9 protein-coding genes are annotated in these 12,950 nt (G+C 47.2%); 8 read left to right on the top strand and 1 reads right to left on the bottom strand.

Annotation, left to right across the window (positions count from 1 at the left end; all coding sequences use genetic code 11):
- Positions 1–624: 624 nt before the first annotated feature.
- A complete protein-coding gene (locus HC752_RS19350) occupies positions 625–1,059 on the bottom strand; it encodes an HIT domain-containing protein (protein WP_190336845.1) in 435 nt (144 codons plus the stop codon).
- 76 nt (positions 1,060–1,135) lie between these two features.
- Here HC752_RS19350 and lpxM point away from each other — a divergent pair, with 76 nt between their 5' ends.
- The 8 genes from lpxM to HC752_RS19310 all read left to right on the top strand — a co-directional run bounded on the left by lpxM (position 1,136) and on the right by HC752_RS19310 (position 12,887).
- Positions 1,136–2,077, top strand: a complete 942-nt coding sequence (gene lpxM, locus HC752_RS19345; RefSeq protein ID WP_190336844.1) for a lauroyl-Kdo(2)-lipid IV(A) myristoyltransferase — start codon at positions 1,136–1,138, stop codon at positions 2,075–2,077.
- Between the two features lie 248 nt (positions 2,078–2,325).
- Positions 2,326–4,689 carry a helix-turn-helix transcriptional regulator gene (locus tag HC752_RS19340; RefSeq protein ID WP_190336843.1) on the top strand — a complete coding sequence of 788 codons (2,364 nt, stop codon included), beginning with the start codon at positions 2,326–2,328 and terminating at the stop codon, positions 4,687–4,689.
- Positions 4,690–4,999: 310 nt separating this feature from the next.
- Complete coding sequence (locus tag HC752_RS19335) at positions 5,000–6,022, top strand: ABC transporter permease (RefSeq protein WP_238930572.1); 1,023 nt, start codon at positions 5,000–5,002, stop codon at positions 6,020–6,022.
- Between the two features lies 1 nt (position 6,023).
- Positions 6,024–6,944, top strand: a complete 921-nt coding sequence (locus HC752_RS19330; protein WP_194717420.1) for an ABC transporter permease — start codon at positions 6,024–6,026, stop codon at positions 6,942–6,944.
- Complete coding sequence (locus tag HC752_RS19325) at positions 6,944–8,602, top strand: dipeptide ABC transporter ATP-binding protein (RefSeq protein WP_238930571.1); 1,659 nt, start codon at positions 6,944–6,946, stop codon at positions 8,600–8,602. Before HC752_RS19330 ends, HC752_RS19325 begins: the two co-directional genes overlap by 1 nt.
- A 28-nt stretch (positions 8,603–8,630) precedes the next feature.
- Complete coding sequence (locus HC752_RS19320) at positions 8,631–10,190, top strand: hydantoinase/oxoprolinase N-terminal domain-containing protein (protein ID WP_190336842.1); 1,560 nt, start codon at positions 8,631–8,633, stop codon at positions 10,188–10,190.
- Positions 10,187–11,272, top strand: coding sequence for a DUF917 domain-containing protein (locus tag HC752_RS19315; RefSeq protein WP_190336841.1), 1,086 nt, complete (start codon positions 10,187–10,189; stop codon positions 11,270–11,272). The genes HC752_RS19320 and HC752_RS19315 overlap by 4 nt, the downstream gene beginning before the upstream one ends.
- Before the next feature lie 34 nt (positions 11,273–11,306).
- Complete coding sequence (locus HC752_RS19310) at positions 11,307–12,887, top strand: ABC transporter substrate-binding protein (protein ID WP_190336840.1); 1,581 nt, start codon at positions 11,307–11,309, stop codon at positions 12,885–12,887.
- The last annotated feature ends 63 nt before the right edge of the window (positions 12,888–12,950 follow it).

The following is a 12,950-nucleotide window of genomic DNA, read 5'->3' as shown; positions in this document are numbered from 1 at the left end:
ATATAGCTAGGCTATATCACCTCTGGAATTCTTATCTAAGGCAGTGCCTTTGGATGACGTAACTATAGCCTTGCTCCACTTAATTTCCTTATTGAATTAACGACATATTTACATAAGAAATCCGACAACCTGTAATTTTCACTCTTAAGTCATTGTAATTAAATGGGTTTTGTTTTTGGCTCCAGTAATAAAATATTCATGATGGCGGTCGATTTGGTTAACTGTTAATCAAAGTTATGCTTTTTTTAACGATATTAACGGAGTTTAAAGTGACGTTTTTAACGTTGTCTTATGGGGGAAGAACAGTAAAATTGGCAACACTGGTTAGGTGTAATATTCTGTTACATTGTTCGATGATTGTCACTTATAAAATAACAACGTTTCCCCTTCAAAATGATGTCGAGGTTATTTGATGACGTTTTGAGTGAATAAAGGCGAAATACGAAGGATAAATAGTGTCGAGGTGAAAGCGTGTCAAGGTCAAATCGTACCAAGATCAAAAGTATTAAGGTGATGCGCAGAAAGGGAGCATGTGGCTATAAGCCGCTGTTGGATAAGCCACTGTTGGATGTCTTGGCTAATAGGTTATCGGTATGTCCTTTTCTTATTTCGGTTCGGATTTCTTCATGCTAATGCGATAGAGAAAATATCGGATTTAGAAAGATAGCTTTGTATCAGATTGACCATCTCTAATTGCGATTTATCGTCCCTAAATTCACCCGAAGTATTACCCCAGATCGGTTTTGGCCAAACCGCATCACTTTTAAATCGAGCGATGTGATGGAGGTGTAATTGCGGTACTCTATTTCCAAGCGCTCCCGTGTTTAATTTATCTGGCGTGAACAATGTTTCAAGCGCCTCGCAAATCACTTGAGATTCAACAAGGTATTGATGCTGTTTTGGCACTGGCAGATGATGAAACTCGGTTAGGTTGTCTAGCCTTGGAACAAGAATGACCCAAGGCACCGCAGAATCTTTGTGTAAAAGTATGCGACATAGTGGAAAATCGCCAAGGTAGCTGGTGTCTATGTCGAGTTGAGGATGCAGTGAAAAAGCCATGGTTATCTGTCGTTTGTTTTGAATTGCCTTTGTTATATCATATCGCGCCTAATCCAAAGATAGATTTAATGGTCGAATGAGCGATAACATCGAAAAACAGTGGTACGATCCTAAATTTCAATGGTCATTTCTGCATCCTAAATACTGGCCAACATGGCTCGGTGTCGGATTTGCCGTATTGCTTGCTTTTGTACCACATCGCCCACGCGACAAATTTGCGGCTTGGCTATCTCGCTTTTTTTCAAAGCGCAATTCAGGTGCATTGCGCCGAGCCAAGAAAAATATCGAGCTTTGTTACCCTGAAAAATCAGCAGATGAAAGGCAAAAGCTGCTAGAGAAAATGTATGAAGTCGCCGCGCAATTTTTCTTAGGCTACGCAGAGCTCACAGTACGCAGTAAAAAATACAATCAGAGCCGTGGAGAAGTGCTTGGCGGGGAGCATCTTTTCCCAAGATTGGAAAACGGTGAGAAAGTGATCGCATTGGTTCCTCACTGTTGGGCAATTGACTACACAGGAATGTATTTCTCTTCTTATGGTCATGATGTGGTGATTATGATCCGACCTCAGAAAAACCCCATTGGCGATTGGTTGATGAATGTTCAACGTATGCGCTACGGGGGGCGTATTGTGCCTCGTCATTCTGGGATTAAGCCATACCTACGTTCAATTAAAGAAGGCTACATGGCTTACTATCTCCCCGATGAGGATCACGGCGCAGACAATTCCGTCTTCGTCCCCTTCTTTGGTACAGAAAAAGCAACCCTAAAAGGGTTTGGTAAACTGGCGAAATTGAGCCGCGCCAAGGTTGTCCCCATGATTCCTACGTACAATGCTGAAAAAGGAAAGTTCGAGCTTTTCATTTTACCAGCATTGGAAAACTTCCCAACCGGGGATGAAGAGCAAGATGCCAGAATGATGAACCAAGCATTGGAAGCGCTTTTGCGTGATCGCCCAGAACAATACATGTGGATCCTCAATCTGCTTCGTACTCGACCAGACGGAACCGAGCTCTATTAGTCGAGCCGAACTTCCATTCCTCCCTTAAATAGCCTGTCGATTTCGCCGAAATGGACAGGCTTTTTTATACAGTAATTTTTTTGTTATGCCGTAATTTTTGTTGTGTAGTGATTTTTGCTGTGCAGTGATGGTAGAAATTAAGCCTGCTGGTATTTTAATCAATCCTGTTTTAGGTTAGTAAGTAATCAATCACTCACTCAATAGTGAGTTTGAGTGGTTGTGCCATTTACGGACCGAAAGTTGGAAAAATGTACAAAAGGAAATCGTTGTTATACAAGCTCAGGGACATAGAGCTTCCCATTGTGTTGATAAGTGGTTTTCCCGGCAGTGGGAAAACTCGTACTCTCGAAATGTTCTCTCAACTTTTGGACGTTGAGGTACAAGGTCGTTTTCAAGGTGCAGACGAACTGAGAGAAGGAGAGCGGGTGGTAATAGACTCGGGGCACGAAGAAGACACGCTTCAATTGGATCTAATACTCAAACAACTGCCCAAGATCAAACGCAAAAAAGCAAAGATCTATCTCGGTGTGGGCTTACTGGCTCACCCTCCCTCCCTCAGTGTTCATTTGCTTTACAAGAATGTCGCGATTCTCACTAGTCAGGATTTGTTTTTCTCTATCGAGGAAATCCGCGCTCTCGGCGTAACGGATGCGGAAACCCTTTATGAACAAACGGCCGGTTGGCCGATTTTGGTTGATTACGCTGAGCGGTTAGACGAACCCTTGTTCCTGTCTCAATGGCAACACTTTGTTGCGGTCAATCTGCTGTCAGTTTTTCCGTTTAAAGTGGTTCGGGCGCTGGTTGCGTTGGCATTTTCTGAAGGCATACCCCAAGAAAGAAGTGGTTTATCTGAATCCGAAATCGACGCTTTATCCCCCATAGTGCAAGTTGAGCTAGGTGGAAAGTTACGGCTTGGTATCCCTATGCTTAAAGAGCCGTTGCGCAAATTTGCTCGAAGAAACGGTCGTTACCACCAACAAGCGATGCGTATCGTGGCAAAAAGTCATCACGACTCTGAAAGAATAATACTCGCGATTACAGAAGCCGCACAGTCGAGCAATTACGATCTTGCTATTCGATGGTTTGAAGAAAACGGCAATAGCATGTTTGGCTGTTTGCACGGATATGCCGCATTGAATAGCGTACTGGCTGTGATGCCTGCCCCGCTCATTGAGGGCAATATCTACCTCTGTTGGGCGGTGATGCTATCTAAACTGAAATCAGGAGATAACGCTGATGCCATTGACATGTTTGAGGCGATAAAATCGAAACACGCTAATCAACAGCCCATCCTTGGTTTGATGCAATCCATGCTGGACCCGTTCAGAAGTACCAAGCCAACGGAAATCTCATGTAGGCAGTTAGAAAAACTCCACCCCGTTTTTCTCAATGAAGCAATGTATCTTGGTGTGTTGCATAACGAATTATGTGCCAATTACATCGATTTAGAACGGTACGAAAAAGCCCGTATTTCAGGAAAAATCGCCTATCGTGCTTATCGCGATGCAGGTGCACCGTATCTGCAATTCTTTATCTGTCTGCACATGTCCAATATCTATATTGAATTGGGAAAACTGGACGAAGCACAACGACAAGTAGATCTAGGTCGGAACTGTTTGAAAATGGTTAGTTTTGCTGATGAACTCTATAACGAAAAGGACATGCTTTACCTCGAAGAGGCAAGAATTGCGCTACTGAAAGGAAATTTGCTTCTGGCGCACGATCTTTGGAAGAGCGCAGGGCTAAACGAAGGCGGTCGCGAAATGTGGACCAGCATGATGAAGGACTACTGCTGGAGCGGTGTGTTCATTGACAGCCTGTCTGCTGGAAGTGCGCATGCCGCAAAAAAACTAGATGCATTAAAAGCGGATTATTGGCAGGTAATGGGGAATTCATACTCGCAAGAATTTGAATTAATCCAAGCTTATCTGTTACAGCAACAAGGGCACTGGCATCAGGCCGCGCAATCGCTCGATAACTATCAATCACCGTCGTCAAAGCAGCCTTCTGGTAAGGACAAACTGTTTAAGCTGATCCACTTACGAAATCAGGTGGCGAGTATTGCCCGAAAAAATAGACCTTCAGGTAAGGAGGTTCACCAGCTTATTGATCAGATCGAGCATGAATCAAAGCAGCAAAATGACGGGTTGAGTTCTGTGTTTATGCAGCTTCATGTTTGCCGCTTGCATATGGCGATGAGGAATGACGGTTTGGCGCAGACGGCGTTAAAAGAGGCCGTGATTCTTGCCATACAAACTGGCATCCGACTGCCGTTTTTAATGGAATCGGAATGGGTATTGTCACCTCTTAAACACGTGCAGTCGATTCGCTTAGAAGGTTCCCAAGTGGCTGCTGAAGTGCAAAGCATCATCCCCTTAGTGGCAAAAGCGCATGAAGCAGAACACATGGTGCGCTGTGCGGGACCTTTTAGTACAAAAGAGACGTTGATTTTGTCTAGATTAAACGAAGGGATGACCAACAAACAAATTGCCCGCTATCAGGGGATCAGTGAAAACACGGTAAAGTACCATTTAAAGCAAATGTACTTGCGAGCAGGGTGCCACAGCCGACAGCAATTGCTGCATCTTGCGCGTGAGCAAAGTTGGGTATAGTGCCTGTTGGGTATGGTATCTGTGGGTATAGCATCTATTGGATATAGCACCTGTTGGATATAGTGTCTGGCTACCTTAAAAAAGACAATAACTACCCAATTCAAAGTGCCACTTTTCTTTGGATGACGTTTGTAGAACTTAGTTGCCCAATAATCCCCCTAATATCCTAATGTGAGCGACCTTTTCCCACCCGAATAAATAGAAAAACTACCCAGTAGCGTGCTTGTAGAAGCTTCTCCACGACTGTTAAGTTGTAAGGACTGTACAAAAAACACTCGGCAGGACGCTTGGTGTTGCATGGAGTCAGCACATGGAAGTATTCAGGATGCTGACAAAACGGGTGGCAGGGTTTGCGCTTGTTTTGTTTGGTCTCTCAGTCATTATATTTACCGTTGCCCGTCTTATTCCGGGGGATCCCGCTCGGATTGCGTTGGGGCCGCTTGCCAGCGCAGAGCAGGTCATGTCTTTGCGTCAGGAAATGGGGTTGGATCAGCCCGCAATCGTTCAATACTTCAATTATATTTCCGGTGTATTACAAGGAGACATGGGAGACTCGTTGCTGACAGGGCAACCTGTCGCCCGAGACATCTTTAATGCGTTACCCGCCACACTTGAACTTGTGATTTGCACTGTATTCTTGATGACGGTGATCGCCATTCCTCTAGGGGTGCTTGCTGCATACCGACAAAATTCATGGATAGATCAATGCTCGCGATTGCTGTCCTTGATGGGGGTCGTTACCCCAGCCTTCCTCTTAGCCATAATCTTTCAGTTGCTTGCCAGTGTTGGGGTGATTGACCTACCTGTATTGGAACGGCTGGATGCGAGCCTTTCTTTTGAAGCCAATACCACGGGGCTTATTCTTATCGACAGTCTTTTGGCGGGCAGAACGGATGTGTTTTTCGATGGGCTTTCTCATTTATTGTTGCCAAGCCTAGCGCTTTCAGCGGCGGGTATTGCGCAAGTTATGCGGATCACCCGATCCAGCGTGATCGAGTTTGCGCACCGAGAGCATGTTGACACATTACGAGCCGCGGGCGTCCCGAAAACCTTGATTACTTTCAAATATCTTTGGCGGCTCAGTGCGTCAGCGCCATTGACTATTTTAGGGTTAGAGTTTGCTTCATTGATTGGGAACGCATTTGTCGTGGAGATGGTGTTTGCCTGGCCGGGCATTGCAAGTTACGGCGTTAGAACCATATTACACAACGATTTCAATGCAGTGATGGGCGTCGTATTAGTGTCGGGGGTGATCTTTATTTTGGCGAATTTAACCATCGATATTCTGGTTTCCATTGTAGACCCTCGGTTAAGACTAAAGGGAGCCCGCTAGTATGGATCGCAACTCCAACTCTCTCACCACATTGCCAAATGGATCAGAGGAAGTGTCTGTCAACGAATACAGTCAGGCTATCACATCGTTTCAAAAATACTGGCGTCGATTTTCCGCTAATCCAATGGCCATTATTGGTGCGCTGATGGTACTCAGCGTGGTGTTATCGGCACTGCTGGCGCCGTGGATATCGCCCTATGCCGATCAAGTTGGCAGTTACGTTAATTTTCGAGCCCGCCACCTCGCCCCTTCCTCTGAGTATTGGTTTGGTACCGACAATGTGGGCAGGGACATTTTTACCCGCGTCATCTTTGGGTATCAAGTCAGCTTAAAGTTGGTATTGGGAGTACTTGGTATTGCCATTCCCATCGGAGTGACGCTGGGGTTATTGGCTGCGTACGCGGGTGGCTGGGTGGAATTCACCATCATGCGATTGAATGACATGTTATTAGCGGTTCCGCCTTTGGCGCTGGCGTTAGCGATCACCGCAGTGTTAGAGCCAAATTTAACGAATGCGATGATTGCGATTTCCTTTTTGTGGTGGAACTGGCATTGGCGACTGGTGTATCGCCTAGCGAAGAGCCTGATGACCGAAGAGTTTATTGAAGCCGCGAAAATGGCGGGTGCCAGCCCGTATCACATCTTAGTGAAAGAACTGCTGCCCAACTGCATGGGGGCGATCACGGTTAAAGCGACTCTTGATGCAGGGTTCGTAATTTTGTTTGGCGCAACCCTCAGCTTCTTAGGGTTGGGTGTGCAGCCACCCACGCCAGATCTCGGCACCATGGTGGCGTCCGGTGCTGAATACTTACCGGAATATTGGTGGGAAGCATTGCTTCCGGGCGCCGCAGTGTTGTACGCCATTTTTGGGTTTAACCTGCTCGGTGATGGTCTTCGTGACATGTTGGATGTGGAGGTGTGATGATGAAAAACCACGCATTGGTCGACATCCGAAACTTGAATGTCAGCTTTGAAAACTACGGCGTTGCAAAGCAAGTTTTGCATAACGTCTCCATCCAAATTCAACCTGGTCAACGTGTTGCGTTGGTGGGCGAAACCGGATCGGGCAAGAGTATTACGAGCAAAGCCTTGATAGGCAATTTACCCGAGCGAACAGCCAGAGTCATCAGTGGAGACATCGACGTTGAAGGGCGCTCTGTTTTCACGTTAGGCAAAGAGGAAAGAGAAGGGCTGAAGGGGACAGTCATGTCGATGATTCAGCAAGATCCGTTGTCTTCATTTAATCCAGTCTTTCGTATCGGGACCCACCTCGACGATGTCCTTAAGTATGTTGATAAGCGAGAGGGCGTGTCACGCAGCAAAGCGCAGCGTCGGCTTGCCATCTACGACGCGCTGAAAAAAGTGCGGCTCAATGACGTAGAAAGAGTGTATAAAAGTTTCCCCTTCCAGCTTTCTGGCGGTATGCGTCAGCGAGTGCTAATTGCGTTGGCTCTACTGCATCCAACCAAGCTCCTTATTGCCGACGAACCGGGCACCGCGCTGGATGTGACCACTCAAGCGGAAATTATCCGCTTGATCAACACACTGGTAGAAGAAGACAATCTGGCTCTGCTTCTTATAAGCCACAATCTCGGGGTGGTTCGTCAGGCTTCAGACTACGTCTATGTTATGCAGCACGGCCGAATCGTCGAACATGGCAAGGTCGAGGATTTATTCACCTCCCCCTGTCACCCCTATACCCAACGGTTGTTTGCGGCCATCCCCCCTTTATATGGCTCGAACGTGCATTCCACCCCCAGACCCGATACGCCCACACTGTTGAACCTTCAGGCTCTGAATAAGGTGTTTGTGACGGAGCGAAACATATTATACCGCCCAATTCACACCAATCATGCTGTTCAGGATGTCTGTTTAACGGTCAGAGATGGGGATATTTTCGGGTTAGCGGGCGAGTCGGGTTCAGGGAAAACCACGGTTGCCAGAATGGTGCTCGGATTAGACTCGCCAACCTCGGGCACATTGAATTTTGGCGAACAAAGTTTGAGTGATTACCAAGCGGAGCATGGTTCTCATGCCGTGCAGATGGTTTATCAGAATCCCGGCGGTTCCCTCAACCCCAAACGCAGCGTGCGACAAATCTTAGAAGTGCCGCTCAAGTTTATCGCAGGGTTAAAAGAGGACGCTCTGAATCAACGCATCCGAGAGATGTTACACATGGTTGAGCTTTCAGAGCACCACGCGGATCTCTACCCAGGCAATCTTTCGGGTGGTCAAAAACAAAGGGTCGCCATCGCGAGGGCGCTGGCAGCTAACCCGAAGATATTGGTATTAGACGAGCCGACCTCTGCACTGGATGTGTCGGTACAAAAAAGCGTGATTGAGTTACTCAGGCGTCTGCATCAAGAGTTAGGTCTCACCTACATTTTTATCTCTCATGACTTAAGCCTAATGCGAAATTTTTGCACCCAGATAGCGGTAATGCTGCGTGGGAAAGTGGTGGAAGAAGGTGCGCCCGCTGACGTATTCGAATCGCCAAACCATCCTTATACCCGGAAGCTGATTCGAGCCATTCCGGTGTTGAGCGAAGAAGAACAGAACAGCAAGCCTTCTCTTGAGTGAGGCAAAGGAAAATAAAACGGAGTGTTTCATGTCTGTAGATTTACGAGTCGGTATCGACGTTGGCGGAACCAATACGGATGCCGTCATCATGAAAGGAAGTGAACTGCTTGCGTCGGTGAAAATGAACACCACCAAGGACGTGACCAGCGGAGTAAAAGAGGCGCTTAATCAGGTTCTGAATATCGGAAAGGTCGATAAGAAAGACCTCAGTGCCGTCATGATAGGGACAACGCATTTTACGAATGCCGTTGTGGAGCAAACTCGGTTGACCCAAACCGCGGTGATCCGATTAGCCTTACCAAGCTCTTCCGCCATTCCTCCTATGGCTCAATGGCCCGAAGGGTTAGTGAATGCGATTGGGCGGCACCACTATGAGATTGAAGGTGGCTATAACTTTGATGGGCGAGCCATTAACCCATTGAATGAAAATGCCTTAATCGATATTGCCAATGAACTTAAGAACAAAGGTATTCGCAATGTCGTGGTGAACTGCGTGTTCGGTCCGGTGAATGACGATATGGAGCGCAAAGCGGCGTCGATTCTGAGTACCGTTTGGGAAGAATTCGATATTGTCTGCTCTGTTGATGTTGGTCGGATAGGCTTTTTAGAAAGGGAAAATGCGGCCATCTTAAATGCCAGCCTTCGACAGTTGAGTGAAAAAACAATCAAAGCCTTCGAACATGCCTTGAATGAATGTGGTGTGTATTGCCCATTCTATATTACGCAAAACGACGGCACATTAATGAGTGCTTCCTACGTTAAAAAATTCCCCGTACTGACCTTTGCCAGCGGGCCTACAAACTCGATGCGCGGCGCCGCATTTCTGTCTGGATTGAAAGACGCCATTGTGGTCGATGTCGGTGGCACCACCAGTGATGTCGGTCTACTGCAAAATGGCTTTCCGAGGCAAGCGAACTCTCATGTGGATATCTGTGGTGTTCGAACCAATTTTCGCATGCCAGACATGGTCAGTATTGGTCTCGGTGGCGGGACTCGAATTCATCAAGAAAATGGCGTGATTCATGTCGGTCCAGACAGTGTGGGTTACCAATTGAGTAAAGAAGCGCTTGTGTTTGGTGGGAATACGCTGACAGCCTCCGATATTGCGGTTGCGTTGGGGCAGCTTGAATTGGGCGATCATTCTGCCGTGGCCAATTTGCCAGAGGAATTGCTTGAAGAGTGCAGTAAGCAGATTGATGAACTCATTTTTGATGCGGTGGAGAGCAACCGATTATCCAAAACGCCCATTCCAGTACTGGCGGTCGGTGGAGGCAGTGTATTGGTCAAAGATCATATTGGTGATCTTAAGGTGATTCGCCCTCCTCATTTTCACGTGGCCAATGCTGTTGGCGCGGCCATCGCTCAGGTGAGCGGGGAAGTCGATAGAGTTTATAGCCTTGCAGAGATAAGCCGAGAAGAGGCGTTTTCTCACGCAGAGCAAGAGGCGATGGAAAGAGCCATCAGTGCAGGTGCAATACCGGAGTCTATCGAGGTGGTGGAAAAAGAAGATGTGCCGCTGGCGTATTTACCCGGAAACGCGACTCGAGTGCGCTTAAAAGTCGTAGGCGATTTAAAGGTGGGATCATGAAAGAACTGACAGTACAAGATATTGAAGCGATAGAAATTGGCGCCGCGATCCTTGGTACCGGAGGAGGAGGAAACCCTTACTACGGCAAGCTCGAAGTGCTAGAACAATTACGCCGAGGGCGTCGGATACGGCTGATGTCGATGGAAGAATTACCGGATGACGCGTTGGTCGTTTCGATCGGCGAGATAGGCGCACCAGCGGTGTCGGTCGAAAAAATTAACGAAGGCGAGGAGCTAAAACGGGTTGTTGAAATCCTTGAGCGCGAAACGGGCAAAAAAGTGGATGCCATCATCTCTGTTGAAATTGGCGGTGCGAACGGTATTAAACCCATGACCGCCGCGGCTCAATTCGACCTGCCAGTGGTTGATGGCGATGGCATGGGGCGTGCGTTTCCCGAAATGCAGATGACCACATTCAGCATCTATGGTCATTGCAGCATGCCCGCCGCGATGTCCGATTGCCATGGCAACAATGTGGTGTTTCAGAAGCTTAAGGATGAATACTGGCTTGAAAACCTTGCCCGAACCACGGTGGTCGAAATGGGCGGTAGCGCCGCGATGGCAGAAGCGCCTATGAAAGGGGCATTTGTGAAAAAATACGCCATCCCCGGCACGGTCAGCCAAGCCTTACGGCTTGGTCGTGCGGTGATGGATGCCAACAAAGCCAAACGAAACCCCATCGATGTCATTATGAATTCCGAAAACGGTTTCCTGTTATTTAAAGGAAAAATCGTGGATTTAGAGCGACGTATGCGCTCGGGGTTTACCGTTGGGCAACTGTCTCTGCAAGGGTTACACGAATATCAAGGTGAGGAAGCCAACATTGATATTCAAAATGAAAATCTGGTGTTTCGAATGAACGGCAAAACCATGGTCAGCGTACCGGACTTGATCGTCGTTCTGAACATCGATACGGGTCATGCTATCACCACAGATGTATTGCGGTATGGGCAAAAGGTTGCCGTGGTTGGGATCCCTTGCCATCCTTTGCTCTGCACACCGCGAGCATTGGAAGTGGTGGGGCCAGCGGCCTTTGGCTACCCAGAAATAGAATACCGCCCCCTAATCGATCAGGGGCAATAGGGAAAGACGTAAAAAATTACAGGGAGTAAAGGTTATGAAGAAAGCAATACAAATGCTGGTTCTTGCTGGTATCTTGTCTGCGCCTTTTGCCGTCGCAGACAATAAACCGATCGCAGACAATAAACCGGTTGAAATCACCGTAAGTATGGTTCAAATCATCGGTACGATAGACCCAGCGAAAATTACCGACTACACCGAGTATATGGGGGCAGTCAATTTGTATGATGGTCTGACTACCGTCAATACTGCCGGTGATATCGCCCCATTGCTTGCCGAAAGTTGGGAAGTGTCTGAAGACGGCAAAACGTATTTGTTCCGCCTAAAACAAGGCGCGACATTTCATGACGGAAGCGTCATTGAAGCAAAAGACGTGGTCTATTCTATCCAGCGTTTATTGACCTTAAACGAAGGACCGGCAGGCTTTTTCTCAAAAAGTATCGACTTAACAAAATTGAAAGCCATCGATACTCAAACCGTTCAGATAGGCTTAACGGAGCCTTCCTCTGCTTTTTTAGCCACGACGCCGCTGCTGTTTGTTGTCAACAGCGACAAGGCGATGGAAATGGGCAAAGGCGACAAATGGGCTGAAGACTACATTGCCGAGAATGTATTGGGTGCCGGGCCGTATAAAAAAGTCAGTTGGCAGCGAGGCAGCCGCATGATGCTTGAACGTTACACGGGCTATCATGGCACCTTTGGCGACAAACCCATCGATAAAGTGCGCTTGTTGGTCACAAACGATGAAGCGACGGTAAAAGCGTTGGCGAACAAGGGGGAATTACACCTAACCAGCGTTTACCAAGCTGAAGAGACGTATAACGCACTGGCGAAACTGGAAAACTACGAGATAGTCAAACAGAAAACGGCGACTGGCTTTTACATCAAACTCAACAATAAAGTCGCGCCGACAGACGATGTGAATATCCGTAAAGCCATCGCTTACGCTGTGGATTATGCCACTATCAATGACGTGATTTATGAAGGCGAGTCGTTAGCCGGACCTTTACCGCCCGCTTTTAAATCCGCTTATCTTGATTCCCTAACGCTACCCGAGTTTGATTTAGAGAAAGCCAAGCAATACGTCGAACAATCAAAATACGCGGGAAAAGGCAACATCCCTTTAGTGCTGGGTTACGTGGCGGGTGCGGCGTTTGAAGAAGAAATCGCGCTACTATTGCAGTCGACACTTGAAACCATTGGTTTTAAAACCACCCTTCAAAAAGACCCTTGGAATAGAGTAACGGAGATCGCTTCGAAACCGGAAACCACACCAAACGTAAACCAGATCTTTTACGAGCCAGTCTACCCGTCACCTGATGCGGTATTCTTTAATCAATACCATTCGGATGCATCAGGGAGTTGGGCTTCGATGTCTTGGTTGCAAGATAAAAAAGTGGATGGTTGGATTGAACAAGCGAGGCTAGAAAACGATCCGGCTGCCCGCAACGATATTTACAAGCAGGTTCAGCAATATTTGGTGGATAATCAAGTGGATATTTTTCTGCAAAACTCAGTCGATAAGCTTGGTGTTCACAAATGCTTGAAAGGCTTGAATTACATACCCATGCAAAGTTTCTATTTTGACTTTTCTCGTATGAATTGGGCATGTGAGTGAGACTGGCTTCTTGAACGCTACAAATAAAACAACCCCTCGCACTTGTCGAGGGGTTGTCGTTTT

The organism is Vibrio sp. S9_S30 (assembly GCF_014694455.1).
In the GTDB taxonomy this organism is placed as follows: domain Bacteria; phylum Pseudomonadota; class Gammaproteobacteria; order Enterobacterales; family Vibrionaceae; genus Vibrio.
The sequence above is the reverse complement of the archived record's forward strand: the minus strand, read 5'-3'. Positions and strand labels throughout refer to the sequence as shown.

Coding starts and splice junctions, on each gene's coding strand:
- HC752_RS19330 (WP_194717420.1), top strand. CDS start 6,024: ATGGATCGCAACTCCAACTCTCTCACCACATTGCCAAATGGATCAGAG.
- lpxM (WP_190336844.1), top strand. CDS start 1,136: ATGAGCGATAACATCGAAAAACAGTGGTACGATCCTAAATTTCAATGG.
- HC752_RS19310 (WP_190336840.1), top strand. CDS start 11,307: ATGAAGAAAGCAATACAAATGCTGGTTCTTGCTGGTATCTTGTCTGCG.
- HC752_RS19350 (WP_190336845.1), bottom strand. CDS start 1,059: ATGGCTTTTTCACTGCATCCTCAACTCGACATAGACACCAGCTACCTT.
- HC752_RS19320 (WP_190336842.1), top strand. CDS start 8,631: ATGTCTGTAGATTTACGAGTCGGTATCGACGTTGGCGGAACCAATACG.
- HC752_RS19315 (WP_190336841.1), top strand. CDS start 10,187: ATGAAAGAACTGACAGTACAAGATATTGAAGCGATAGAAATTGGCGCC.
- HC752_RS19340 (WP_190336843.1), top strand. CDS start 2,326: ATGTACAAAAGGAAATCGTTGTTATACAAGCTCAGGGACATAGAGCTT.
- HC752_RS19325 (WP_238930571.1), top strand. CDS start 6,944: ATGATGAAAAACCACGCATTGGTCGACATCCGAAACTTGAATGTCAGC.
- HC752_RS19335 (WP_238930572.1), top strand. CDS start 5,000: ATGGAAGTATTCAGGATGCTGACAAAACGGGTGGCAGGGTTTGCGCTT.